The sequence below is a fragment of the Kitasatospora sp. NPDC017646 genome (assembly GCF_044329365.1).
Classification (GTDB): domain Bacteria; phylum Actinomycetota; class Actinomycetes; order Streptomycetales; family Streptomycetaceae; genus Kitasatospora.
Genome location: NZ_JBIRJC010000068.1, coordinates 1 through 24,822 on the forward strand (window position 1 = coordinate 1; position 24,822 = coordinate 24,822).

Annotated in this window: 14 protein-coding genes and 1 rRNA gene; 12 read left to right on the forward strand and 3 right to left on the reverse strand. The window is 73.3% G+C overall.

Translation table 11 applies throughout. From position 1 onward, the window contains the following. Together rrf and ACH4J0_RS40365 are read left to right on the forward strand one after the other, a co-directional pair. Positions 1-87 (forward strand): 5S ribosomal RNA (gene rrf, locus ACH4J0_RS40360); the annotation flags it as partial. Between the two features lie 61 nt (positions 88-148). After that, complete coding sequence (locus ACH4J0_RS40365) at positions 149-1,024, forward strand: phosphatase PAP2 family protein (protein ID WP_396246181.1); 876 nt, start codon at positions 149-151, stop codon at positions 1,022-1,024. Here the strand turns inward: ACH4J0_RS40365 and ACH4J0_RS40370 are convergent. Both ACH4J0_RS40370 and ACH4J0_RS40375 read right to left on the reverse strand, forming a co-directional pair. Next, positions 1,017-1,580, reverse strand: a complete 564-nt coding sequence (locus ACH4J0_RS40370) for a GPR1/FUN34/YaaH family transporter (protein WP_396246182.1) — start codon at positions 1,578-1,580, stop codon at positions 1,017-1,019. The two genes, ACH4J0_RS40365 and ACH4J0_RS40370, sit on opposite strands and share 8 nt — an antisense overlap. A 276-nt stretch (positions 1,581-1,856) precedes the next feature. Further along, complete coding sequence (locus ACH4J0_RS40375; protein WP_396246183.1) at positions 1,857-4,541, reverse strand: SpoIIE family protein phosphatase; 2,685 nt, start codon at positions 4,539-4,541, stop codon at positions 1,857-1,859. Between the two features lie 383 nt (positions 4,542-4,924). Between ACH4J0_RS40375 and ACH4J0_RS40380 the strand changes: the two genes are divergently transcribed. From ACH4J0_RS40380 to ACH4J0_RS40420, 9 genes are all read left to right on the forward strand, one after another. Next, positions 4,925-9,520, forward strand: a complete 4,596-nt coding sequence (locus ACH4J0_RS40380) for a HAMP domain-containing protein (protein ID WP_396246195.1) — start codon at positions 4,925-4,927, stop codon at positions 9,518-9,520. A 294-nt stretch (positions 9,521-9,814) separates the two neighbouring features. Next, positions 9,815-10,453: a two-component system response regulator gene (locus ACH4J0_RS40385; protein ID WP_396246184.1), complete on the forward strand. Its 639-nt coding sequence runs from the start codon at positions 9,815-9,817 to the stop codon at positions 10,451-10,453. A gap of 148 nt (positions 10,454-10,601) precedes the next feature. After that, on the forward strand, positions 10,602-13,283 hold the full coding sequence (locus tag ACH4J0_RS40390; protein WP_396246185.1) for a DNA translocase FtsK: 2,682 nt from the start codon (positions 10,602-10,604) through the stop codon (positions 13,281-13,283). Between the two features lie 260 nt (positions 13,284-13,543). Next, positions 13,544-14,404 carry a helix-turn-helix domain-containing protein gene (locus ACH4J0_RS40395; RefSeq protein WP_396246186.1) on the forward strand — a complete coding sequence of 287 codons (861 nt, stop codon included), beginning with the start codon at positions 13,544-13,546 and terminating at the stop codon, positions 14,402-14,404. A 96-nt stretch (positions 14,405-14,500) separates the two neighbouring features. Further along, entirely contained in the window at positions 14,501-16,006 is a 1,506-nt protein-coding gene (gene rimO, locus ACH4J0_RS40400; RefSeq protein WP_396246187.1) for a 30S ribosomal protein S12 methylthiotransferase RimO, read from the forward strand. Next, positions 16,003-16,641, forward strand: coding sequence for a CDP-diacylglycerol--glycerol-3-phosphate 3-phosphatidyltransferase (pgsA, locus tag ACH4J0_RS40405; protein ID WP_396246188.1), 639 nt, complete (start codon positions 16,003-16,005; stop codon positions 16,639-16,641). Before rimO ends, pgsA begins: the two co-directional genes overlap by 4 nt. A gap of 17 nt (positions 16,642-16,658) precedes the next feature. Further along, the gene (locus ACH4J0_RS40410; protein ID WP_396246189.1) at positions 16,659-17,132 is read left to right on the forward strand and encodes a CinA family protein; all 474 of its coding nucleotides are present in this window, start codon (positions 16,659-16,661) and stop codon (positions 17,130-17,132) included. A 316-nt stretch (positions 17,133-17,448) separates the two neighbouring features. Then, a complete protein-coding gene (locus ACH4J0_RS40415) occupies positions 17,449-17,817 on the forward strand; it encodes a helix-turn-helix domain-containing protein (protein WP_396246190.1) in 369 nt (122 codons plus the stop codon). Positions 17,818-17,871: 54 nt separating this feature from the next. After that, positions 17,872-18,177, forward strand: coding sequence for a hypothetical protein (locus tag ACH4J0_RS40420; protein WP_396246191.1), 306 nt, complete (start codon positions 17,872-17,874; stop codon positions 18,175-18,177). Positions 18,178-18,243: 66 nt separating this feature from the next. On the opposite strand, the gene ACH4J0_RS40425 is transcribed toward ACH4J0_RS40420, so the two are convergent. Continuing rightward, the gene (locus ACH4J0_RS40425) at positions 18,244-22,980 is read right to left on the reverse strand and encodes an ATP-dependent helicase (RefSeq protein ID WP_396246192.1); all 4,737 of its coding nucleotides are present in this window, start codon (positions 22,978-22,980) and stop codon (positions 18,244-18,246) included. 194 nt (positions 22,981-23,174) lie between these two features. Between ACH4J0_RS40425 and ACH4J0_RS40430 the strand changes: the two genes are divergently transcribed. Beyond that, entirely contained in the window at positions 23,175-24,722 is a 1,548-nt protein-coding gene (locus ACH4J0_RS40430; protein ID WP_396246193.1) for a S8 family serine peptidase, read from the forward strand. Positions 24,723-24,822 lie beyond the last annotated feature (100 nt).

Here is a 24,822-nt window from a genome sequence, read left to right on the forward strand (position 1 = left end):
GGTTACATTCCGAACCCGGAAGCTAAGCCTCACAGCGCCGATGGTACTGCAGGGGGGACCCTGTGGGAGAGTAGGACGCCGCCGAACAATCATTCCAAAAAGACCCCCTCCCATTCGGGAGGGGGTCTTTTTGCGTTACCCTCTGCCAATGCAGAACCTGACCCTGACCTGGCAGACCGCCGGGGGCGCCGCCGTCGTCCTCTACGGAGGCGCGTACGCGGCAGCGCGGGGCCGGAAGCCGGGAGCGTCAGCGCTGCTGCGGGAGGCCGGCACGCTGCTGGCGCTGTTCGCGCTGTGGCAGCTGGTGGGGCACCTGTCGGTGATGAGCGCTGACCATGCGCTCGACCGGGCAGGCTGGATCCACCGGACCGAGCAGAAGATCGGGCTGCCGGACGAGGCGTCCTGGCAGGCAGCGGTCACGCCCTACCCGGTGCTGGTGCGGCTGGCGAACTACTACTACGCGACCATGCACTTCGCCGTGATGCTCGGTGTGCTGCTCTGGGTCTTCCTGCGGCACCGGGAGCGCTACGCGTGGGTGCGCAACACGGTGGTGATCACCACTGCGGTCTGCCTGCTGGTGCAGTTCGTCCCGGTGGCGCCGCCGCGGATGCTGCCGCAGAGCGGGTTCGTCGACGTGGCCGCGGAGTACGGGCAGTCGGTTTACGGCGGCGCGGTCGGCGGGGTGGTGGTGGCCGACCAGTTGTCGGCGATGCCCTCGGTGCACGTCGCCTGGTGCGTGCTGGCGGCGGTCGCGGTGGTGCGGGTGTCGCGGAGTCCGTTCCGCTGGCTGGTGGTGCTGCACCCGGTGCTGACGGTCGCGGTGGTCGTGGTGACGGCCAACCACTTCTGGGCGGACGGCATCGTCGCGGTCACGATCCTGCTGTTCGCCTACGCCGTCCTGGCGTTGGCGGCACGGCGGTGGGGCCGGGCCCCCGTCGAGACGGAGGCCCGGCCCCGCACCGGTGCCCAAGGCCGGCCGAAGGAGGACCGGCCTGCGGAGGACCGGCCGCAGCAGGTCACTTGACCGGCAGGGCGACCTTCCCCCAGGAGCCGTTGCTCAGCGCGGAGGTGGCCCAGTACCAGGCAGCGAGCCCGGCGACGGCGGCGATCCAGCCGGCGGCCTTGCCGAGGCCGCTGTAGCCGCCGAGGACCGCGACGGCGTTCAGCACGAGGGAGAGTGTGAACAGGCCGTAGACGGCGCGGCTGAGCAGGCCCCCGCCCCAGCCGGCGGCGGTGAGGCTGAGGGCGAGCAGGGCCCACAGCAGCAGGAACAGACCGGCGGCGTTCTTGCTCGCACCGCCCGCCACCGACCAGGTCGCCCAGAAGGCGCCGAGGCTGGTGAAGGCGGTCCCGGTGAAGCCCTCGCCGCGGCGGAGCTGCCAGAGGCCCGCGATGAAGAGGGTGACGCCGCCGAGCAGGTGGGCGAGGTGGGCCGCGTCCCCGACGCCGGTGTGGTGCAGGATCCCGGTGGAGAGCAGACCGTAGGCGAGCAGTGTCAGGCCGAGGGCGAGGTAGCCGAGGTTACCCGCGTCGGCTCCGGTGGAGCGGGCGTTCGTTGCCCCGGTAGCGTCGTTGCTCACCGGAGGCTCCTTTCACTCTGTGCGCGCGCAGGGCGCAGTGACGCTGTGGTGTGGTGTCGAGGGTGGAGTGCGCGCGACCGCGCCGAGGGCGCACGGCTGGGAGCGTGCGCGGGCGGCGGTCAGAAGTGAGTCGGAAGTGGTGGGCCAGCGGAGAGCCGCTGGTCACGTCCCCGCCGGGGGAGTCCCCGGCGAGATCGGTTTACCCGGCCCTGTTCGCTTGTACCCTTGTGAAGATAACAATTTGTGACTGCGTCAACTGCGTCCGCTGTCGAGCGCTCACGACTGGCGCTGGTTGGGCACCCGCAGGGTCAGGATCGCCATGTCGTCCGACGGCGGCTCAGGAGCGAAGCGCTCGACCGCGCGCTGCACCCGCATCGCGACCGCGCCGGCGGTCAGGCCGGTGCAGCCGGCGAGCACCTCGGCGAGGCCGTCGTCGCCCAACATCCGTCGGCCCTCGCGGCGTTCGGTCACTCCGTCGGTGACGCAGAGCAGGACCTCGCCGGGGGAGAGCACCAGGTGCTCGGCGGTGAGTTCGAGGTCGTCCATGACGCCGAGCAGTGGTTGCGGGGTGGCGGCCCGGTCGACCTGGCCGTCGGTGCGCAGTCTCAGCGGCAGCGGGTGGCCGGCGCAGACCAGGGAGAGTTCGGTGCTGCCGTCCGGACGGGGCGTCAGTTCGCCGTAGAGCAGGGTGAGGAAGCGGCTGCGCGAACCCTCGTCCAGGATGGCCGCGTTGAGCCGGCGCAGCACCTGCGGGGCGTCCAGGCCCTCGCGGGCGAGCAGGCGCAGCGAGTGCCGGGCCAGCCCCGTGACGGAGGCGGCCTCGGGGCCGGTGCCGCAGACGTCGCCGATGGCGAAGCCGTAGGTGCCCTCGCGGATGGTGAACAGGTCGTAGAAGTCGCCGCCGACCTCGTTGCCCTCGCCCGCGGCCTGGTAGTAGACGTCCACCTCGACGCCGGGGATCTCGGGCAGGTCCGGTGGCAGCAGGCTGCGTTGCAGGGCCTGGCTGGTGGCGGTGCGCTCGGAGTAGAGGCGGGAGTTGTCGAGGGCGAGGGCGGCCCGGCGGGAGAGGTCCTCGGCGAGTTCGAGGATCTCCTGGCGGAACCGGACGCCGGCGGGGACGCCGAGTGCGAGCAGGCCGATGACCCGGTTGCGGGCGGTCAGCGGCAGGACGACGGTCTCGCCGAGCAGACCGGCGAGTTCGGGGCTGTCGGTGAGGCCGCGGGCGGCGGCGGCCTCGGTGGGCGCGGTCCAGAAGCGGACGCCGTGGGTGGGGCCGGCCTCGGGGGAGGGGGTCTTGTCGAGCAGGTCGCGCAGCGGGTCGATCCGGTCCTCGTCCTCGTGCAGGACGAAAGCGAGTCCGGCCGGGGAGCTGTGGTCGCCGTTGGTGTAGACGGCGCACCAGGAGGCGAGCGTGGGAACGGCCATCTGGGCCATCAGTGCGAGGGTCTGCTCGTGTTCGAGGGTGCCGGCCAGCAGGTCGGAGGCCTCGACGAGGAAGGAGAGCGAGCCGCGGCGCAGCCGTTCGAGTTCGGTCAGCCGGGTGCTCTCGACGGCCAGGGCGACCCGGTCGGCGGCGAACTGGAGGCGCAGCGCGTCCTCGTTGTCGTAGCGCCCGGGGGCGGCGGTGGCGATGCCGAGCGAGCCGATCAGGCGGCCCTCGACCTTGAGCGGGACGGTGACCAGGGAGCGCATGCCGCTGCCGGAGAGCAGGGGCAGGCCGGTGGGGCGGGAGCTGAGGTCCTCGTGGACGGAGGGCAGCCGGGCGGAGTCGTAGCGGTTGCCGGTCTCGACCGGGAAGCGGGTGTGCCGGCGGTGCCCGGTGGTCAGGCCGGTGGCGGCGCGGACCTCGAACTCGGTCTCGTCCTCGGTGGTGAGCAGCAGGTAGGCGGCGTCGGCGTCGAGCAGGTCGCGGGCGCGTTCGACGGTGCGCTGGAGCAGGGTCTCCAGGTCGTCGGTTGCGACCGGGCCGGCCAGCAGGTCGAGTCGGGGCCCCGCGGCGTCGGCGCGCTCGCCGGGCAGGGCGCGGGCGGGGGAGCGCAGCACGGCGCGGTCGGCTTCGAGGACGAGCAGGCAGAGGGTGGAGGGGACGCCCTCGGTGTCGCGGACGCGCACCTGGACGCCGTACACCTCGACCTCCTCGCCGTCGGGCAGCCGCAGGCCGTAGCCGCCCTCCCAGCGGGCCAGCCGGAGGGTGTCGGTGAGGCCGGGGCCGCGGCCGGGGGTCTGCGGCCAGACCGCGAGGTCGGCCCAGGGGCGGCCGAGGACGGCGGCGGCGGGGTGCTGGAAGAGCGCCTCGGCGTCCGGGTTCCAGGCCAGCACGCGGCCGTCCTCGTCGAGCTGGACGACGGCGACGTGCACCGGGCCTTGGCTGCTGGGCAGGTCGCTGCCGGGGGTGGCGGGAACGGCGTAGCGGGTGCCGAGAACGTGTGCGGGCAGGGTGAGCCGGAACCAGACGGTCTTCTGCCCGGCCGCGTACTCGACGCCCCAGCGCTCGGCGAGGGCGGAGCACATCAGCAGGCCGCGGCCGCCCTCGCCGTCTGGGTCGGCGTAGCGGTCGGAGGCGGAGACGGGCCCGTCGCCGAGGGAGGGCAGGCCGCGCTCGGGGTGGTGGTCGGTGACCTCGATCCGGACGGTCTGCTCCTCGCGCAGGCAGCAGACCTCGGCGGCGGTGCCGGCGTGCACGACGGCGTTGGTGACGAGTTCGCTGACCAGGACCACGGCGTCGTCGACGACCTCGGGCAGGCCCCAGCCGAGCAGCGCATCCCGGACGAAGCCCCGGGCGGCGGCCGCGGACCGGCCGTCGGGGTCGAAGGTCGCGGCTGCGCGCGCGGTGACCACGTTGCCACTTCTCCTCTGCTGCTCTGGCCCTGACTGTCCGGGGTACGGCGCCGACCTCCCCGTGCGCGCCGTCGGGGTGAGCGGCGGCGCTGGGTCGGGTCGTGGCCCGGTGCAGCGCTCCACCCTACTTTCCGCTTGGTTCCCCGTGGGGGCGGGGCCGTGAAACAGGCACCTGAGGGTGATTCTCCCCACCTGTTTCGGACGGTGCGGGGACAACCCAGTGCAACCGGCCGTGTACCCGGCGCCAGTGCTGCCAGACTGGGGGGTCCGCGACGGCCGGTGGGAGCAGTACGGTCGTGTGGGTGCCGGTGGGCCGGAGGTCCGGTCGGCACGCAGCCCAGCCGGGCCGGTGCCCGGGTTCGTGCCCTACCGGCGCGGCGGTCACCGGACAGTACACACGATGTGGGAGGGGCCCGTTGAGTTCGGCCATCAAGGACGCCACCAAGGACGCTACCGGTACGACGCCGCCCGCGCCGCGCGGCGGGCGATCCGGGACCGCGCCGCGGATCGCGGCCGGCCGGCGATCGGGTCACAACCGCAGCGCGGAGCCCGCCGAGCTGCGCAAGCTGCTGGCCGCGCTGACCGCGATGCGGGACGGCAACTTCCGGCGCCGGCTGACGGTTCCGGGCGACGGGCCGCTGGCGGAGATCGCCGCGGTGTTCAACGAGGTCGCCGAGCGCAACCAGCACCTGACCGGTGAACTGGCGCGGGTGCGGCGGGCGGTGGGCCGCGAGGGCCGGCTGAACGAGCGGCTGGAGACCGGCGCGGGCGAGGGCGCCTGGATGGCGGCCGTCGACAACTGCAACGCGCTGATCGACGACCTGGCCCGTCCGATGGCCGAGGTGGGCCGGGTGCTGACCTCGATCGCCGAGGGCGACCTGGACCAGAAGATGGAGCTGCGCTCGCTGCACAGCAACGGGGTGAGCCACCCGCTGCGCGGCGAGTACCTGAAGATCGGCCGGACCGTCAACGGACTGGTGGACCAGCTCTCGGAGTTCACCGACGAGGTGACCCGGGTGGCCCGGGAGGTGGGCACCGAGGGCAAGCTCGGCGGGCAGGCCAAGGTCCGCAGCGTGTCCGGCAGTTGGAAGGACCTGGCGGACTCGGTCAACACCATGGCGGGCCGGCTCACCGCGCAGGTGCGCAACATCGCCCAGGTGACCACGGCGGTGGCCAAGGGCGACCTGTCCCGCAAGGTGACCGTCGACGTGGCCGGCGAGATGTTGGAGCTGAAGAACACCGTCAACACGATGGTGGACCAGCTGAACGGCTTCGCCGCGCAGGTCACCACGGTGGCCCGGGACGTCGGCACGGAGGGCCGGCTCGGTGGCCAGGCGCAGGTGCCGGGCGTGGCCGGGGTCTGGCGCGAGCTGACCGACTCGGTGAACTTCATGGCCGACAACCTGACCGGTCAGGTGCGCAACATCGCCCAGGTGACCACGGCGGTGGCCCGCGGGGACCTCTCGCAGAAGATCGAGGTGGACGCGCGCGGCGAGATGCTGGAGCTGAAGAACACCATCAACACGATGGTGGACCAGCTCTCCGGCTTCGCGGAACAGGTGACCAGGGTGGCCCGCCAGGTGGGCACCGAGGGACGGCTCGGCGGCCAGGCGCAGGTGCCCTGGGCGGCCGGGGTGTGGCGGGACCTGACCGACAACGTCAACTTCATGGCGAACAACCTGACCGACCAGGTGCGCAACATCGCCCAGGTCACCACCGCGGTCGCCAAGGGCGACCTCTCGCAGAAGATCCAGGTGGACGCGCGCGGGGAGATCCTGGAGCTGAAGAACACCATCAACACGATGGTCGACCAGCTCTCCTCCTTCGCCGACGAGGTGACCAGGGTGGCCCGGGACGTCGGCACCGAGGGCATCCTCGGCGGCCAGGCGAGCGTGCCCGGGGTGTCCGGGACGTGGAAGGACCTGACCAACAGCGTCAACCTGATGGCCAACAACCTGACCAGTCAGGTCCGCAACATCGCCGAGGTGACCACGGCGGTGGCCCGTGGCGACGTGTCGAAGAAGATCACCGTCGACGCCCGGGGCGAGATCCTGGAACTGGTCACCACCGTCAACACCATGGTCGACCAGCTGTCGGCCTTCGCCGACGAGGTCACCCGGGTCGCCCGCGAGGTGGGCACCGAGGGCATCCTGGGCGGCCAGGCCCGGGTGCGCGGCGTGTCGGGGATCTGGAAGGACCTGACCGACAACGTCAACTTCATGGCCTCCAACCTGACCGGACAGGTGCGCAACATCGCCGAGGTCGCCTCCGCAGTGGCCCGCGGTGACCTCTCCAAGAAGATCACCATCGACGCGCAGGGCGAGATCGCGACGCTCGCCGGGACCCTGAACACCATGGTCGACCAGCTGTCCGCGTTCGCGGTGGAGGTCACCCGGGTCGCCCGCGAGGTCGGCACCGACGGCACCCTGGGCGGTCAGGCGAGCGTGCCGGGCGTGGCCGGCATCTGGAAGGACCTGACCGACAACGTCAACCAGATGGCCAACAACCTCACCGGCCAGGTCCGCAACATCGCGCTGGTGATCACGGCCGTCGCCCGCGGCGACCTCTCGCAGAAGATCGACGTCGACGCGCGCGGCGAGATCCTCCAGCTCAAGACCAACATCAACACCATGGTCGACCAGCTCTCCGCCTTCGCCGACGAGGTCACCCGGGTCGCCCGCGAGGTGGGCACCGACGGGCGGCTCGGCGGCCAGGCCCGGGTGCCCGGGGTGGACGGCACCTGGCAGGACCTCACCGAGTCGGTGAACGAGCTGGCCAACAACCTGACCCGGCAGGTGCGCGCGATCGCCCAGGTCGCCACCGCGGTGACCAGGGGCGACCTGAGCCTGCGGATCGACGTGGACGCCGCGGGAGAGCTCGACGAGCTCAAGGACAACATCAACCAGATGATCGCCAACCTGCGCGAGACCACCCGCACCAACCAGGAGCAGGACTGGCTCAAGACCAACCTGGCCCGGATCTCCGGCCTGCTGCAGGGCCGCCGGGACCTGGAGGCGGTCGCCTCGCTGATCATGACCGAGCTGACCCCGGTGGTCTCCGCCCAGCACGGCGCCTTCTTCCTCGCCCAGCCGGCCGGCCGCACCGCCGAGCTGATCACCGAGGACGACGACGAGAACGACACCGTGCTGCGCCTGATCGGCAGCTACGGCTACCAGCGGCGGGCGATGCCGACCACCTTCCGGCCGGGCGAGTCGCTGATCGGCCAGGCGGCGGTGGAGAAGCGGGCGATCATCGTCAAGGAGGCGCCGCCCGGGTACCTCAAGATCGCCTCCGGCCTCGGCGAGGCCTCGCCGACCCACATCGTGGTGCTGCCGGTGCTGTTCGAGGGCCGGCTGCTGGGCGTGATCGAGCTGGCCACCTTCAGCTCCTTCACCACCGTCGCGCTGGACTTCCTCAACCAGATCGCCGACCTGATCGGCGTCACCGTCAACACCATCAGCGTCAACACCAAGACCGAGGGCCTGCTGCTGGAGTCCCAGCGGCTCACCGCCGAACTCTCGATGCGTTCCGCCGAGTTGGAGGCGCGCCAGGAGGAGCTGGAGCGCACCAACGAGGAGTTGCAGGAGAAGGCCGAGCAACTCGCCCAGCAGAACCGCGACATCGAGATCAAGAACAGCGAGATCGAGGAGGCCCGGCAGGTCCTGGAGGAGCGTGCCGAACAGCTCGCCCTGGCCTCCCGGTACAAGAGCGAGTTCCTCGCCAACATGTCGCACGAGCTGCGCACCCCGCTCAACTCGCTGCTGATCCTGGCCAAGCTGCTCTCCGACAACAACGAGGGCAACCTCTCGCCCAAGCAGGTCGAGTTCGCCGACACCATCCACGGCGCCGGCTCCGACCTGCTCCAGCTGATCAACGACATCCTCGACCTGTCCAAGGTCGAGGCCGGCAAGATGGACGTCCGCCCGGCCCGGATCGCCCTGGTCCAGCTGGTCGACTACGTCGAGGCCACTTTCCAGCCGGTCGCCGTCGACAAGAACCTGGACTTCGCGGTACGGGTCTCGCCCGCCCTGCCGGTCACCCTGCACACCGACGAGCAGCGGCTCCAGCAGGTGCTGCGCAACCTGATCTCCAACGCGGTCAAGTTCACCGACGCCGGCGGCGTCGACTTCTCGATCAGCCCGGCCGGCCGGGACGTCCCGCAGCACGTGCGCGAACGGCTGCTGGAGTTCGGTTCGATCCAGGGCCCGGACGACGAGCTGATCGCCTTCTCCGTCTCCGACACCGGCATCGGCATCCCCGGCAACAAGCTGCGGGAGATCTTCGAGGCGTTCAAGCAGGCCGACGGCACCACCAGCCGCAAGTACGGCGGCACCGGCCTCGGCCTGTCGATCAGCCGCGAGATCGCCCGGCTGCTCGGCGGCGAGATCCACGCCGAGAGCGAGCTGGGCAAGGGCTCGACCTTCACGCTCTACCTGCCGCTGCGCACCGACGCCCCGGACGCCGCCGTCGAGCGCCCGGGCACCGCGAACCCGCCGGCGCCGCGCGCCTCGGTCGGAGTGACCCCGGTGGGCCTGCCGGTGCCGGTCGGCGAGAGCCCGGCCGACCACTGGGCCCAGGAGGTCCGGGAGCTGGCCGAGGAGCGCCGCCGCGGCGCGATGGAGCGGCGGCGCACCGCCGCGCTGGAGAGCGCCGCGGCGCCCCGGCCGGTGGAGCCCGCGCAGCAGCCCCGGCCGGCCCGGGGCGACACCCGCTTCGACGGCCAGCAGGTGCTGATCGTGGACGACGACGTGCGCAACGTGTTCGCCCTGACCAGCGTGCTGGAGCAGCACGGGCTGACCGTGCTGTACGCGGAGAACGGCCGCGAGGGCATCGAGATGCTGGAGCAGCACGAGAACGTGGCGCTGGTCCTGATGGACATCATGATGCCGGAGATGGACGGCTACGCGACCACCGAGGCGATCCGCCGGATGCCCCAGTTCGCCGGCCTGCCGATCATCGCGCTGACCGCCAAGGCGATGAAGGGCGACCGAGAGAAGTCGCTGGAGGCGGGCGCCACCGACCACATCACCAAGCCGGTGGAGACCGACCACCTGCTGTCGGTGATGTCCGAGTGGCTGAACGGCGGCAGCGCGCGCGAGTGAGCCGTCAGCAGTGCGGGGGCACGTGTGAACCCCGGGTCCGCTCCTGCCGGTCAGCCGGTGTGCTGGCGGTCGGGCCCGGGAACCCGGTAGGGTCACCGATCGTTGCGAACAGTGACCGAACGGCGACACGCTGCTGAGCGTGCGCCGGAGCACTGGCTGCGCGCCGCTCCGGATCGGGTCACGACGGAGCGATGTGCCGGGCGAGGGGGTGCGGCTAGCATGACCGGGGTAGCGGTGGGCAGTACGCGAGTGCCCACACCGGGCGGCAGGCAGGCGACAGGAGGGCGAGCCCCGATGCAGAAGGCGAAGATCCTCCTGGTCGACGACCGGCCGGAGAACCTCCTGGCGCTGGAGGCGATCCTCTCCGCCCTGGACCAGACGCTGGTGCGCGCCGCCTCCGGTGAGGAGGCGCTCAAGGCGCTGCTGACCGACGACTTCGCGGTGATCCTGCTGGACGTCCAGATGCCCGGGATGGACGGCTTCGAGACCGCCGCCCACATCAAGCGCCGGGAGCGCACCCGGGACATCCCGATCATCTTCCTGACCGCGATCAACCACGGCCCGCACCACACCTTCCGCGGCTACGCGGCCGGCGCGGTGGACTACATCTCCAAGCCCTTCGACCCGTGGGTGCTGCGCGCCAAGGTTTCGGTCTTCGTCGACCTGTACGTGAAGAACTGCCAGCTGAAGGAGCAGGCCGCGCTGCTGCGGCTGGAGCTGGAGGCGGGCGGCGGCCAGCAGGCGGCCCTCGGCGGGGCGCTGCTCGGCGAGCTGTCCGCGCGGCTGGCGGCGGTCGAGGAGCAGGCGGAGGCGCTGGGCAAGCAGCTGGACGGCGCCGAGGACGCCGGGGTGGCCGCCACCGCGGCGCACCTGGAGCGCAAGCTGGCCGCCCTGCGCCGGGCCCTGGACGCGATGCGCCCCGGCAGCGCGTAGACCTGCCGTCGGACGTTCACTCGTCCGGGTGGTTCACTGCGGCGGCCGGGTGAAACGCGGTCAGCGTGACGGAGTGTCTGCGACACGTCCGGGCGCCCCGGCTCGGCCGCATGGGCACGGGGCGCCCGCCCCGGTAGGCTGCTGACCCATGGCCACTCGTACGCCCGGAAACGCCGCACGCAAACCGAGTCCGGGACCGTCCAAGAAGGCCGCGGCCAAGGCCCCGGGCAAGCCGCCCGCGAAGAAGGCGGCCGCCCGCAGGGCCCCCGCGAAGAAGGCGGCCGCCAAGTCGGCCCCGCCACCCCCGCCGCGCCGGTCGGTGCTGATGGGCGCCCTCAACGCCCTCGCGAGCCCGATCGCCGCGATCTTCCGCGGCGTCGGTGACGGCGCCAAGAACCTCCACCCGGCCCACCGCAAGGACGGGATCGGCCTGCTGCTGTTCGCGCTCGCGCTGGTGGTCGCGGCCGGCACCTGGTTCAGCTCGGAGGGCTGGCTGAACGGGGCGGCCACCGCCGTGGTGTCCGGGCTGTTCGGGCGGCTCGACGTGCTGGTGCCGTTCCTGCTGGCCGGGATAGCGATCCGGCTCTGGCGCCACCCGGAGCTGCCGGAGGCCAACGGCCGGATCGTGATCGGGCTGAGCACGCTGCTGGTCGGCATCCTCGGTCTGGTCCACATCGGCTGCGGCGCGCCCACCATGGGCAGCGGCGCCTCCCGGATAAGGGGGGCCGGCGGGATCATCGGCTGGGCCGCGTCCACCCCGATGATGGCCGCCGCCGGTGCGGTGCTGGCCGTGCCGCTGCTCCTGCTGCTCGCCTTCTTCGGCCTGCTGGTGGTCACCGCCACCCCGGTCAACCGGATCGGCGAGCGCGTGCGCGGGATGGGGATAAGGCTCGGCGTGGTCGAGCCCGGCCCCGAGGACGAGCAGCACTGGGGGCGTACGCCGGAGCGCGAGCTGTCCACCGATCCGCCGGAGGACGCCGACCCCGGGGCGCTGCCCTTCACCGTGGACACCGAGCGTGACGACCCAGGTGACGAGGTCGCCGCCCGCCGTCGCCGCCGCCGGCGCAAGCAGTCCGTCGAGGAGGACGAGGAGCTGCCGGAGGCCGTCCGCGTCTCCTTGGACAAGGAACCGCTGGACCCGTACGCCACCCGCGACATCGCCGCCGGCGCGGCCGCCGACCTGGACGGCGCGCTGGTCTACGGCGTGCCCGCCTCCTCCGCGGTCGCGGACATGATGCACCAGGTCAAGGACCTCACCGCGGCGCCCGAGGAGCCCGCCGTCCCGGCCGCCCGCAACGGTGGCCAGGGCGCGCCCGCGGAGCACGGCCCGGCGCCGGTGCGGATGGAGCAGCTCCAGCTCGGCGAGGGCGTCACCTACGCGCTGCCGTCGCTCGACCTGCTGGAGCGCGGCGGACCGGCCAAGGCCCGCAGCGCCCTCAACGACGAGGTGGTCGCCCAGCTCACCAGCACCTTCGCCGAGTTCAAGGTGGACGCGAAGGTCACCGGCTTCACCCGCGGCCCGACGGTCACCCGCTACGAGGTCGAGCTCGGCCCGGCCGTCAAGGTCGAGCGGATCACCGCGCTGGCCAAGAACATCGCGTACGCGGTGGCCAGCCCGGACGTGCGGATCATCAGCCCGATCCCGGGCAAGTCCGCGGTCGGCATCGAGATCCCCAACCGGGACCGGGAGATGGTCAACCTCGGCGACCTGCTGCGCTCGCGCACGGCGGCCGAGGACACCCACCCGATGGTCGTCGGCATGGGCAAGGACGTCGAGGGCCACACCGTGATGGCCAACCTCGCCAAGATGCCGCACATCCTGGTGGCCGGTGCGACCGGCGCGGGCAAGTCGTCCTGCATCAACTGCCTGATCACCTCGATCCTCGCCCGGGCCACCCCGGACGAGGTGCGGATGGTGCTGGTCGACCCCAAGCGGGTCGAGCTGACCGCGTACGAGGGCATCCCGCACCTGATCACGCCGATCATCACCAACCCCAAGAAGGCCGCCGAGGCCCTCCAGTGGGTGGTGCGCGAGATGGACATGCGCTACGACGACCTCGCGGCGTTCGGCTTCCGGCACGTGGACGACTTCAACGCGGCGGTGAAGGCCGGCAAGATCACCCCGCCGCTGGGCAGCGAGCGCGAGCTCAGGCCGTACCCGTACCTGCTGGTGATCGTCGACGAGCTGGCCGACCTGATGATGGTCGCCCCGCGTGACGTCGAGGACTCGGTGGTCCGGATCACCCAGCTGGCCCGCGCGGCCGGCATCCACCTGGTGCTGGCCACCCAGCGGCCATCGGTGGACGTGGTCACCGGACTGATCAAGGCCAACGTGCCGTCCCGGCTGGCCTTCGCGACCTCCGCGATGGCCGACTCCCGGGTCATCCTGGACCAGCCCGGCGCGGAGAAGCTGATCGGCAAGGGCGACGCGCTGTTCCTGCCGATGGGTGCGAGCAAGCCGATCCGCATGCAGGGCGCGTTCGTCACCGAGGCGGAGATCGCCAAGGTGGTGCAGCACTGCAAGGACCAGCTGAGCGCCGTCTACCGGGACGACGTGATGGCCGGGACCGGGCCGAAGAGGGAGATCGACGAGGAGATCGGCGACGACCTGGACCTGCTGATCCAGGCGGCCGAGCTGGTGGTCTCCACCCAGTTCGGCTCGACCTCCATGCTCCAGCGCAAGCTCCGGGTCGGCTTCGCCAAGGCGGGCCGGCTGATGGACCTGATGGAGTCGCGCGGGATCGTCGGTCCGAGCGAGGGCTCCAAGGCCCGCGACGTGCTGGTGAAGCCGGACGAGCTGGACGGGGTGCTGGTCACGCTGCGGGGCTGACGGAACGTGCCCTCCTGGGTGTTCACTCGTTCGGAGGAGGGTAGGCGCGGTGGGGGGAACCGAACGCCCGTCCGCCGCGTCACAGGCCGCGAAGCGCCCCACAGGGGCTTGCGGGCGTCCCCGCTGACCACCGGTCAGCGGGGGCCGGAGCCCCGGTCGGTGCGGGCGCGCGCATTCAGCGCGCTCCGCTTGAGAAACGATCCGCCCGCGCCCCTAGACTGTTCCCCAGCAGGTGGCCATCCGCTCGAAAGGCGTGCCCCGTGACCATCGGCAAGTCCTCCGACCGCGAGAACGCCCCGTCGTCCGCCGCGCCGACCGACGACGCCGTGCAGGCGGCCGACGCCCCGAGCATCGGCCGGGTGCTGTCCACCGCCCGGATCGAGGCGGAACTCACGGTGGACCAGGTGAGCACCTCCACCCGCGTGCGGGTGCCGATCGTCCATGCCATCGAGGAGGACGACTTCGGCCGCTGCGGTGGTGACTTCTACGCCCGCGGGCACATCCGGGCGATCGCCCAGGCCGTCGGCGCGGACGCCGAGGCGCTGGTCGCCCAGTACGACGACGCGCACGGCGGGCCACCGGCCTCCAGGCGCCCGGCCACCCAGCTGATCGACAGCGGCCCGATCAAGGTGCCCGGCCGCAGCCGCCCGAACTGGGCGGCGGCCATGGTCGCCGCGATCGTCGCGGTGGTCGCCCTGATCGGCTTCAACCTGGTGAGCGGCAAGAGCGGCCACACCGGCACCGGTTCCGCCAGCGCGCCGCTGCCCAGCGGCTCCGGCACCGGCTCGGTCGCCCCGGCCGCGCCGGCCGTCCAGCCGCCGGCGCCCGCGCCGAGCGCCGCGGCGATCGCCGCCGTCCCGGCCGACAAGGTCACCGTGAAGCTGGTCGCCGAGGGCACCAGCTGGGTCTCGGCGATGGACGGCAACGGCAAGTCGCTGTTCCAGAACAACATCAGCGCCGGCCAGGACCAGACCTTCACCGACCCCAAGCAGATCAAGCTGGTGCTCGGCAACGGCGGGGCCGTGCACGCGTACGTCAACGGCAAGGACCTCGGCGTCCTCGGCAAGGACGGCCAGGTGGTGCACGTCACGTACACCCCCGGAGACCCGCAGGCAGGCTGACCACAGGCCCCGCGGGGGCCGGTGACGAACAGCTGATCCAGGGCGCGCGGCCTCCGGGGCGAACGGCACCGGAAGCCGCGCGTTAATCTTGGCCCTATGCCTGAACGCCGCACTGTCGCCCTTGTCACGCTCGGATGCGCCCGCAACGAGGTGGACTCCGAGGAACTCGCCGGGCGACTGGAAGCCGACGGCTGGTTGCTCGTCGACGATGCCGCCGAGGCCGATGTCGCCGTCGTCAACACCTGCGGCTTCGTCGAAGCCGCCAAGAAGGACTCCGTCGACGCCCTGCTGGAGGCCAACGACCTCAAGGGGCACGGCCGCACCCAGGCCGTCGTCGCGGTCGGCTGCATGGCCGAGCGGTACGGCAAGGAGCTCGCCGACGCGCTGCCCGAGGCCGACGGGGTGCTCGGCTTCGACGACTACGCGGACATCTCCGACCGCCTGCAGACCATCCTCTCCGGCGGCCACCACGCCCCGCACATCCCGCGCGACCGCCGCAAGCTGCTGCCGATCAGCCCGGCCGAGCGGCAGTCGGCCGCCGAGGCCGTCGCGCTGCCCGGCCACGGCGCCGAGGCCGCCGCCGAGCCGATCGCCGACCTGCCCGAGGGCCTCGCCCCGGCCTCCGGCCCGCGCACCCTGCGCAAGCGGCTCGACGACAGCCCGGTGGCCTCGGTGAAGCTCGCCTCCGGCTGCGACCGGCGCTGCTCCTTCTGCGCCATCCCGGCCTTCCGGGGCTCCTTCATCTCCCGCCGCCCCTCCGACGTGCTGCACGAGGCCCAGTGGCTGGCCGGGCAGGGCGTCCGGGAGATCGTGCTGGTCAGTGAGAACAACACCTCGTACGGCAAGGACCTCGGCGACATCCGGCTGCTGGAGACGCTGCTCGGCGAGATCTCCGCGATCGAGGGCGTCGAGCGGGTGCGCGTCTCGTACCTGCAGCCGGCCGAGATGCGCCCCGGCCTGATCGAGGCGATGACCGGGACCGCCGACGTGGTGCCCTACTTCGACCTGTCCTTCCAGCACTCGGCGCCCGCCGTACTGCGCCGGATGCGCCGCTTCGGCTCCACCGACCAGTTCCTGGAGCTGCTGGGGACCATCCGGGACAAGGCCCCGCAGGCCGGCGCCCGGTCCAACTTCATCGTCGGCTTCCCCGGTGAGACCGAGGAGGACTTCGCCGAGCTGGAGCGCTTCGTCACCCACGCCGGGCTTGACGCGATCGGAGTCTTCGGCTACTCCGACGAGGACGGCACCGAGGCCGCGACCTACGACGGCAAGCTGCCCGAGGACGTCGTCGCGGACCGGCTGGACCGGCTGAGCCGGCTCGCCGAGGAGATGACCGCCCAGCGGGCCGAGCAGCGGATCGGCACCGAGGTCGAGGTGCTGATCGAGTCGATCGAGGACGGCGTGGTCGAGGGCCGCTCCGCCCACCAGGCCCCGGAGACCGACGGCCTGACCACTCTGCACGGCGTCGAGGACCCGCAGGTCGGGCAGTTCTGGCGGGCCACCGTGGTGGCCAGCGAGGGCGTCGACCTGATCGCCGAGGCGCTGGAGCAGGTGCGACCGCCCAGGACCGCGGGGGCCGAGGCTCCGGGAGCCGGGGAATGACCAAGGGGCCCGGCGCCCCGGCCGCGGCCCATCCGGGCAGACCGGCGGCCGCCCTGCCGCCGGCGCCGGGTGTCTGGAACATCGCCAACGTGCTCACCATGGTCCGGCTGCTGCTGGTGCCGGTCTTCGTGGCGCTGCTGTTCGCCGACGGCGGGCACGACCCCAAGTGGCGCTCGGTCGCCTGGGCCTCCTTCGCCATCGCGATGATCACCGACCTGTTCGACGGCGAGCTCGCCCGCCGCAAGGGCCTGGTCACCGACTTCGGCAAGATCGCCGACCCGATCGCCGACAAGGCCATCATGGGCGCGGCGCTGATCGGCCTCTCGGCGCTCGGCGACCTGCCCTGGTGGGTCACCGCGGTGATCCTGGCCCGCGAGCTCGGGATCACCCTGATGCGCTTCTGGGTGATCCGCTTCGGGGTCATCCCGGCCAGCCGCGGCGGCAAGCTCAAGACGCTGACCCAGGGCATCGCGGTCGGCATGTACGTGCTGGACCTGCACGGGTGGCTGGCCACCGGGCGGGCGGTCCTGATGGGCCTGGCGGTGCTGCTGACCGTCGGCACCGCGCTGGACTACGTCGGGCAGGCGCTGCGACTTCGCCGCGAGGGCACGGCCGCGGAGCACGCGGACCGGTAGGAACGGGGGGACCTTCCGTGACGGACCACGAGCTGGCCGAGCGGGTGCACGCCGCACTGCGGGCCGAGGGCGGCACGCTGGCCGTCGCCGAGTCGCTCACCGGCGGGCTGCTGGCCGCCGCGCTGGTGGACGTCCCTGGGGCCTCCGCGACCTTCCGCGGTTCGGTCACCGCGTACGCGACCGAGCTGAAGGCCTCGGTGCTGGGGGTGGACGAGGGCCTGTTGGACGTGTACGGTCCGGTCCACCCGGTGGTGGCCCGGCAGATGGCCGAGGGCGTGCGCGCGCTGCTGGGGGCCACGTACGGGCTCGCGACGACCGGGGTGGCCGGTCCGGACCCGCAGGACGGGCAGCCGGTGGGCACCGTACACCTGGCGGTCGCCGGGCCGGGGGGAACTCTGGTCAGTTCGCCCCTGCTGTCGGGCACCCGTGCCAGAATCCGTCACGACGCGGTGACCGCCGCACTGGAACTGCTGGCCGGCCGACTCGGATGACGGGCCCGCGGACGGATCTCCACCGGACCGAGATCCGTCGAACTGGCGCACGGGTATGGCACAGCTGGAGGATCGTGTTACATCCAACGGCCTGGTTGGGCAGAAACCAGGTGGCGAACGAGTTGCGTGACGGTGGCCGGGTGGGCCAGGTCGGGTACCACGAGGGGCCCGCGAACCCGGGTACGACACCGGAACAAGGAGGGGGACGGCCTTGCAGCCCAGAGTGAACACGACCAGGGTCCCCGCACGCGAAGCGGGCAAGGCGGTACGGTGGGGGCGTGACATCTCGATCCGCAGTCCGAGGAGGGAGGCACCGATGATCCTGCTCCGTCGCCTACTGGGCGATGTACTGCGTCGGCAGCGCCAGCGCCAGGGCCGCACACTCCGCGAGGTGTCGGCGGCCGCCAGGGTTTCGCTCGGGTACCTCTCCGAGGTCGAGCGGGGACAGAAGGAGGCCTCTTCCGAGCTGCTCTCCGCCATCTGCGACGCGCTCGACGTCCGGATGTCCGAGGTCATGCGCGAGGTCAGCGACGAACTGTCGCTCGCCGAACTTGCGGCGATGGCGAGCCTCTCCGAAGGTGATCTGCTGAGGCCGGTACTCGAACCGGTTCCGCTGCCCGCCCCCGGCGCCGACCGGGCGAACATGTCGCCCAAGGCCGCCGCGATGGACGTGGTCGCTGCCTGATCCGGCCTCGACTCCCGGGTTTCCGATGCCCGGGGCGAGCGGAGGAGGGCGGTCGTGCGGAGAGTCGCGACGGTGCGCACGGTGGCCCGAATACGGCTGTGGGTGCGGCGGGCAGCGCCGTGGCCGGCCCGCTGGGTCTGGGTCCTGGTGGCCCTCACGGCCGGGCTCGTCTGGTGGCTCGTGGCCGTCCGTGGGCAGCTGGGCGACGGCGCGTTGCTGGGGCTGCTGGCTGCGGGTGGCTGGGGACTGGGTCTCATTCCGGTCCATGCCGACCGGAACGCGACCGGACCGGTGCGGGGCCGGCGTCGGCGCCAGGAGACCGTCAGCCGGGTGGAGGCGCAATCGCCGCCGATCGGGTGAATCGACGTGGCCGGAGGCCGCGGGGTCGTTGACTCCGCGGCCTCTCGGCTTTCCTGCCACGGCCTGCTAGGGCCGCAGCCGCAGCCCGCGGGGCGTGGCGTGGAAGCCCGCCTCCTCCAGGGCGCGGCCGAGGTCGGAACCGAGGGCGGGCTCGCCGTTGGCGCGCTCGACCGTGACGCTGCCGAGCGCGCCCGCACGGACCGCCCCGGCGAGCGCCCCGGCGGCCAGCGCGACGGTCGCCCCGTCCTCCGGCCAGGCCAGCAGGGACTTGCCGCCCCGCTCCACGTACAGCGCCAGCTCGCCGTCCACCAGCACCACCAGGGCGCCGGCCTTGCGGCCCGGGCGGTGCGCCTTGGCCTCCTTGGCCCCCGGGGCGGCGGGCGGCTCCGGCCAGGGCAACGCGGCGCCGTAGGCGTTCGCCGGATCGGCGGCGGCCAGCACCAGCAGCTGCGGGGGCTCGGCGTTCGGTGCGGCCGGCCACTCGGTGGCGCGGGCCCGCTCCAGCCGGCCGTTGACCGAGCGCAGCCGGTCGGCCGCGCCCTCCATCGCGAACTGGGCGCCGCCCAGGCCCTCGACGAAGTAGCCGCGGCGGGCCCGGCCACGCTCCTCCATGGCGGCGAGCACCCGGTAGACCCCGGCGAAGCCGCCGGGCACCCGTTCGGCCGCCACCGTGCCGCGGGTGAGCAGACCGTGCCGGTCCAGCAGGCTCTGCGCCTGGGCGGTGGCCCGGACCGTCGGGTCGGCGGCGGGGGAGGGCAGCAGCGACCAGCGTCCGGCCACCGTCGGCGGACCGCTGCGCAGAGCTCCACCGGTGCGGCCGAAGGCGCGGCCGGCGCCGCCGTAGCGGCCGCGGGGGGTGGCCCGGGGCGCGCGGTGGGCGGTGGCTCCGGCCGTGCGGCCGGAGCCGAGCAGGGCGCGTAGCGGGGCCAGGGTGTCGTTGGTGACGTATCCGGCCCAGACCAGGTCCCAGAGGGCCTCGACCACCTCCGGCTCGGCCGTCTCCTCCGGCAGCTGCTGGACGAGCTGGCGGAAGAACAGGCCGTAGCCGCCGGCCAGGGACTGCAGCAGGGCGGTGTGCAGCGGGGTGAGCGCGGGCGGCACCGGCTCCGGGCGCAGCAGGTGGGCGTTCTCGGCGAGGTGCAGGCTGACCCAGCCGTCCTTGCCGGGCAGTGCGCCCGTGCCGCACCAGCCGACCTCTCCGGCCGCCATCAGCTCGTCCAGCAGGCCGGGGGAGTAGTCGCCGAGCCGGGCCGGGAGGATCAGCTTCTCCAGGGCGGAAGCGGGCAGGGCGGTGCCCTGGAGCTGTTCGACCACCCGGAGCAGGCCGTCGGGGCCGCGCAGCCGGTGCCCGGACAGGTGCTGCCACTGCGGGAGGAAAGCGGCCAGGGCGCGCGGCGGGACGGGCTCGATCTCCTGGCGCAGGGCGGCCAGCGAGCGGCGGCGCAGCCGGCGCAGCACCTCGGCGTCGCACCACTCGGGGGCGGTGTGCCACTCGGGGGCGGTGTGGCTCTCGGCCGGCCGGAACTGGCCCTGGACCAGGCGGCCGGCCGCGGTGAGGCGCTGGAGGGTGCCGGTGACGACGGCGGTGCCCAGGCCGTAGCGGGCGCCGGCCTCGGCGGCGGTGAACGGGCCGTGAGTGCGGGCGTGCCGGGCCAGCAGGTCGCCCAGGGGGTCCTTGACCGGCTCGGTGAAGGCCTCGGGGACGCCGACCGGCAGCGGGGTGCCGAGCGCGTCGCGCAGCCGTCCGGCGTCCTCGATCGCGGCCCAGCGCTGCTCGCCGGCGATCCGGACCTGGATCACCCGGCGGGCGGCCTCCAGTTCGAGGGCCCAGAGCGGCTCGGCGCCGCGGACGGTCAACTCGGCCTCGGTGAGCGGGCCGAGCAGGCGCAGCGCGTCGGCGACGCCCTCGGCGTCCTTGATCCGGCGCTCGGGGGTGAGGCGTTGGAGCTCGGCCTCCAACTCGGCGAGCACCTGCGGGTCGAGCAGTTCGCTCAGCTCGGCCTGGCCGAGGAGCTCGGACAGCAGCCGGGAGTCGAGCGAGAGGGCGGCGGCCCGGCGTTCGGCGAGCGGGGAGTCGCCCTCGTAGAGGAACTGGGCCACGTAGCCGAACAGCAGCGAGCGGGCGAACGGCGAGGGCTCGGGGGTGGTGACCTCGACCAGGCGGACGGCGCGGGATTCGAGGTCCCCCATCAGCTCGACCAGGCCGGGGACGTCGAAGACGTCCTGGAGGCACTCCCGGACGGCCTCCAGGACGATCGGGAACGAGCCGTACTCGGAGGCGACTTCGAGCAGTTGGGCGGCGCGCTGGCGCTGCTGCCAGAGCGGCGTGCGGCGGCCGGGGTTGCGGCGGGGGAGCAGCAGGGCACGGCCGGCGCACTCGCGGAAGCGGGAGGCGAACAGGGCGGAGCCGCCGACCTGTTCGGTGACCAGCTGCTCGATCTCGGTGGAGTCGAACAGGGCGGCGTCGGCGCCGACCGGGGCCTCGTCCGGGGCCCTGTCCGGGGCCGGACCCGCGGGCCCCGAGGGGCTGCTGAAATCGAAGTCGGGGGCGAACAGGTCGGCGTCGGGCAGGCGGAGCACGATGCCGTCGTCGGCGTGCATGACCTGCGGGTCCAGGCCGTGCTTCTCGCGCAGCCGGGCGCCGAGGGCGAGCGCCCAGGGGGCGTGCACCTGGGCGCCGAAGGGGGAGTGGATGACGATCCGCCAGTCGCCGAGCTCGTCCCGGAAGCGCTCGACCACGATGGTGCGGTCGTCGGGGAGGTGGCCGCAGGCGGCCCGCTGCTCGGCGAGGTAGTCCAGCAGGTTGGCGGCGGCCCAGTCGTCCAGGCCGGCCTGTTTGAGGCGCTCGGTGGCGGCCCCGGGCTGGAGGGCGCCCAGCTCGCGGGTGAACGCGCCGAGGGCGCGGCCGAGTTCCAGCGGGCGGCCGAGGGTGTCGCCCTTCCAGAACGGGAGCCGGCCGGGGACGCCGGGGGCGGGGGTAACCAGCACCTTGTCGTGGGTGATCTCCTCGATCCGCCAGGAGGTGGTGCCGAGGGTGAACACGTCGCCGACCCGGGACTCGTAGACCATCTCCTCGTCGAGTTCGCCGACCCTTCCGCCGCCCTTCTTCGGATCGGTGCCGGCGATGAAGACGCCGAAGAGCCCGCGGTCGGGGATGGTGCCGCCGGAGGTGACGGCCAGGCGCTGGGCACCGGGGCGGCCGGTCACCGTGCCGGCCACCCGGTCCCAGACCACCCGGGGGCGCAACTCGGCGAAGGCGTCCGAGGGGTAGCGGCCGGCCAGCATGTCGAGCACGGCGTCGAAGGCGGACTGCGGGAGGGTGGCGAAGGGCGCGGCGCGACGGACCACGGTGAGCAGCTCGTCCACCGGCCAGGCGTCCAGGGCCGTCATCGCGACCAGCTGCTGGGCCAGCACGTCCAGCGGATTGCGCGGGATGCGCAGGGCCTCGATCCGGCCCGTCCGCATCCGTTCGGTGACCACGGCGGACTGCACGAGGTCCCCCCGGTACTTGGGGAAGAAGGCGCCGGTGGAGACGGCGCCGACCTGGTGGCCGGCCCGGCCGACCCGCTGCAGGCCGGAGGCGACCGAGGGCGGGGACTCGACCTGGACGACGAGTTCGACGGCGCCCATGTCGATGCCCAGCTCCAGGCTGGAGGTGGCGACCACGGCGGGCAGCCGACCGGCCTTCAACTCCTCCTCGACGAGGGAGCGTTGCTCCTTGGAGACGGAGCCGTGGTGGGCCCGGGCGATCACTGCAGGCGCGCCCCTGGCGGCGCCCGAGCCGCCCATCAGCTGGGCCGGGGCGTGCGCCTCGGGGGCGGCGGTGCCGGTGGCGCGCTCGTACGCGATCTCGTTCAGCCGGTTGCACAGGCGCTCGGCCAGGCGGCGGGAGTTGGCGAAGACGATGGTCGAGCGGTGCGCCTCGACCAGGTCGACGATCCGCTCCTCGACGTGTGGCCAGATCGAGGCCTGGCGCTGCGGGTCGGAGCCGGCGGCGCCGCCGGTGGCCGGGGCGGCGGGCACGTCGTCCAGGTCGGGGACCGGCACGACCACCGAGAGGTCGAACTCCTTGGCGGAGGCGGGCTGGACGACGACGGCGCCGCGCTGTGGGCTGAGGAAGCGGGCCACCTCCTCGACCGGGCGCACCGTCGCGGACAGGCCGATCCGGCGGGCCGGGCGGTCCAGCAGCTCGTCCAGCCGCTCCAGGCTGAGCGCGAGGTGGGCGCCGCGCTTGGTGCCGGCGACGGCGTGGACCTCGTCCAGGATCACCGTGTCGATGCCCCGGAGCGCCTCCCTGGAGGCGGAGGTGAGCAGCAGGAAGAGCGACTCGGGGGTGGTGATCAGGATGTCCGGCGGGTGGGTCGCGAAGCGGCGGCGGTCGGCGGCCGGGGTGTCGCCGGAGCGGATGGCGACCTGGACCTCCGGCTCGGGCAGGCCGAGCCGGACGGCGGCCTGGCGCAGCCCGGTCAGCGGGGCGCGCAGGTTCCGTTCGACGTCCACCGCCAGGGCCTTGAGCGGGGAGACGTAGAGCACCCGGCAGCGGAGCTTCGTCTCGGCCGGGGGCGGGGTGCTGCTGAGCCGGTCGAGTGCGGAGAGGAAGGCGGCGAGCGTCTTGCCGGAGCCGGTGGGGGCGACCACCAGGACGTCGGTGTCCCGCCGGATGGCGCGCCAGGCCTCGGCCTGGGCGGTGGTGGGGGCGGAGAAGGCGCCGGTGAACCACGCCCGGGTGGCCGGGGCGAAGCCGGCCAGCGGGTCATCGGGCTCGGGGGTGTCGGCGGGCGGGGTCGGGTGCTGGGGCGCCATGCCCCCATGGTGCCGGGTGGGACTGACAAGCGGGGGCGGGGCGTGAGAAGGGTGCAGCTGCGGGAGCGGGAACGATGATCCACCCATATGGTGATGAATCGGGCACTTGATCAATCCGGGGCTGGGGCTGTCCGGCCTCGTGGCTGCTCGGCTCTGGCCCTGACCTCACCGGACCGACGAGTGGAGAGCGTGGGATGGCGCAGGCGCACCGGTCCGGCGGGCCCGCCCGTGCGGTCCGCCGCCGCAGGGTGTGCGGACCGGCCCGGGCGCTGCTCGCCATGCTGCTCATCGCCCTGGTGGCCGGCGGGGCCGTGCCGTACGTGTCGGGGCCCGGACGGGCGTACCTCAGCTACCTGGTGCTGGCCGCGCAGGAGGACGCGGCGGGGGCTGCCCGGGCCGGGAAGGAGAGCCGGGCGGCGGGCGGACAGGTGGTGCAGGAGTACCCGCAGATCGGGGCGGTGCTGGCGTACGCCACCGGGGGCTTCGCGGAGCGGGTGCGGAGCAGGCCGGGGATCGCCGCGGTCGGGGCGACCCGGACGGCGCCGGTGGTGGGGCCACCGCGGGCGGTGGACGGGGCGGGGGACTTCGCGGCGGGGGTGGGGGCGGCGTACCGGGGTCCGGGTTGGCGGGGTGCGGGTGGGGCGGGAAGGGGGGCGGGTGGGGACGGGAGGGACGGCGGGACGGGAACGGTGCCGGATCCGGGGGAGGGCGGGGGCTGGAACCTCGCGATGGTTCATGCGGGAGCGGGACCGACGGGGGACGGTGTCGGCGGGGGGCCGGGGGCGGAGGCTATGCGCAAGGTGCTGGTCGCGGTGCTGGACTCGGGCGTGGACGACACCCATCCGGACCTGCGGGCGGCCGTCGACCCGAGGGCCTCGGCCTCCTGTGCCGACGGGCGGCCGGACGCCCGTACCGGCTCCTGGCGGCCCGACTCCGGGGCGGAGGAGAGCGGGCACGGCACCCACGTCGCCGGGATCATCGGCGCCGCCCGGGACGGGCAGGGCGTCACCGGGGTCGCGCCCGGGGTGCGGATCGCCGCCGTCCGGCTGCTCGGGCCGCTGGGTCAGTACTACGCGGAGAACATCGTCTGCGGCATGCTCTGGGCGGCCGACCACGGGGCCAAGGCGATCAACGACAGTTACTTCGCCGATCCGTGGAAGTACAACTGCCCCGAGGACAAGGACCAGGCGGCGCTGATCGCCGCCGTCGGCCGGGCCGTCGCGTACGCCCGGCGCAAGGGTGCGGTGGTGGTCGCCTCGGCCGGCAACGACGGGCAGGACCTCGGAGCGGCCCGGACCGACGAGCGCAGCCCCAACGACCGGGTCTCCGGGCCGGCTCTCAGCCGCCACCTGGGCACCGAGTGCGTCCGCCTGCCCGGCGAGCTGCCCGGCGTCGTCACCGTCACGGCCGTCAACCGGGACGGGCGTCCGTCCTCCTACACCAACTACGGGCGCGGCCGGATCTCGCTGGCCGCCCCGGGCGGGGACCCGGACGGCGGGGCGCAGGGGGCGATCGTCTCGGACTGGCCGGGCGGGCAGTACGCGGCGCTGGCGGGTACCTCGATGGCGGCGGCGCACGTGACGGGGGCGGTGGCGGTCGCGGCGGCGCTGCATCCGGACTTCGGGGCGGGGCAGTTGGCGGATCTGCTGGCGAGGACGGCGGCAGGGGGGTGTCCGGTGGGGGTGCGGGGGTGTGGGGACCGGGGGTATTTCGGGGCGGGGTTGTTGGTGGTGCCCCGGTAAGGGGTTGGTGTATGGGGGTGGGCTTTCGGGAGGGTGGGTGGCCGGGGGGGGGGGGGCGGGGGGGGGGGGCGGGGGGGGGGGGGGGGGGTTATAGAGGAAC

Coding starts and splice junctions, on each gene's coding strand:
- ACH4J0_RS40425 (WP_396246192.1), bottom strand. CDS start 22,980: ATGGCGCCCCAGCACCCGACCCCGCCCGCCGACACCCCCGAGCCCGAT.
- ACH4J0_RS40385 (WP_396246184.1), top strand. CDS start 9,815: ATGCAGAAGGCGAAGATCCTCCTGGTCGACGACCGGCCGGAGAACCTC.
- rimO (WP_396246187.1), top strand. CDS start 14,501: ATGCCTGAACGCCGCACTGTCGCCCTTGTCACGCTCGGATGCGCCCGC.
- ACH4J0_RS40390 (WP_396246185.1), top strand. CDS start 10,602: ATGGCCACTCGTACGCCCGGAAACGCCGCACGCAAACCGAGTCCGGGA.
- ACH4J0_RS40365 (WP_396246181.1), top strand. CDS start 149: ATGCAGAACCTGACCCTGACCTGGCAGACCGCCGGGGGCGCCGCCGTC.
- ACH4J0_RS40430 (WP_396246193.1), top strand. CDS start 23,175: ATGGCGCAGGCGCACCGGTCCGGCGGGCCCGCCCGTGCGGTCCGCCGC.
- ACH4J0_RS40415 (WP_396246190.1), top strand. CDS start 17,449: ATGATCCTGCTCCGTCGCCTACTGGGCGATGTACTGCGTCGGCAGCGC.
- pgsA (WP_396246188.1), top strand. CDS start 16,003: ATGACCAAGGGGCCCGGCGCCCCGGCCGCGGCCCATCCGGGCAGACCG.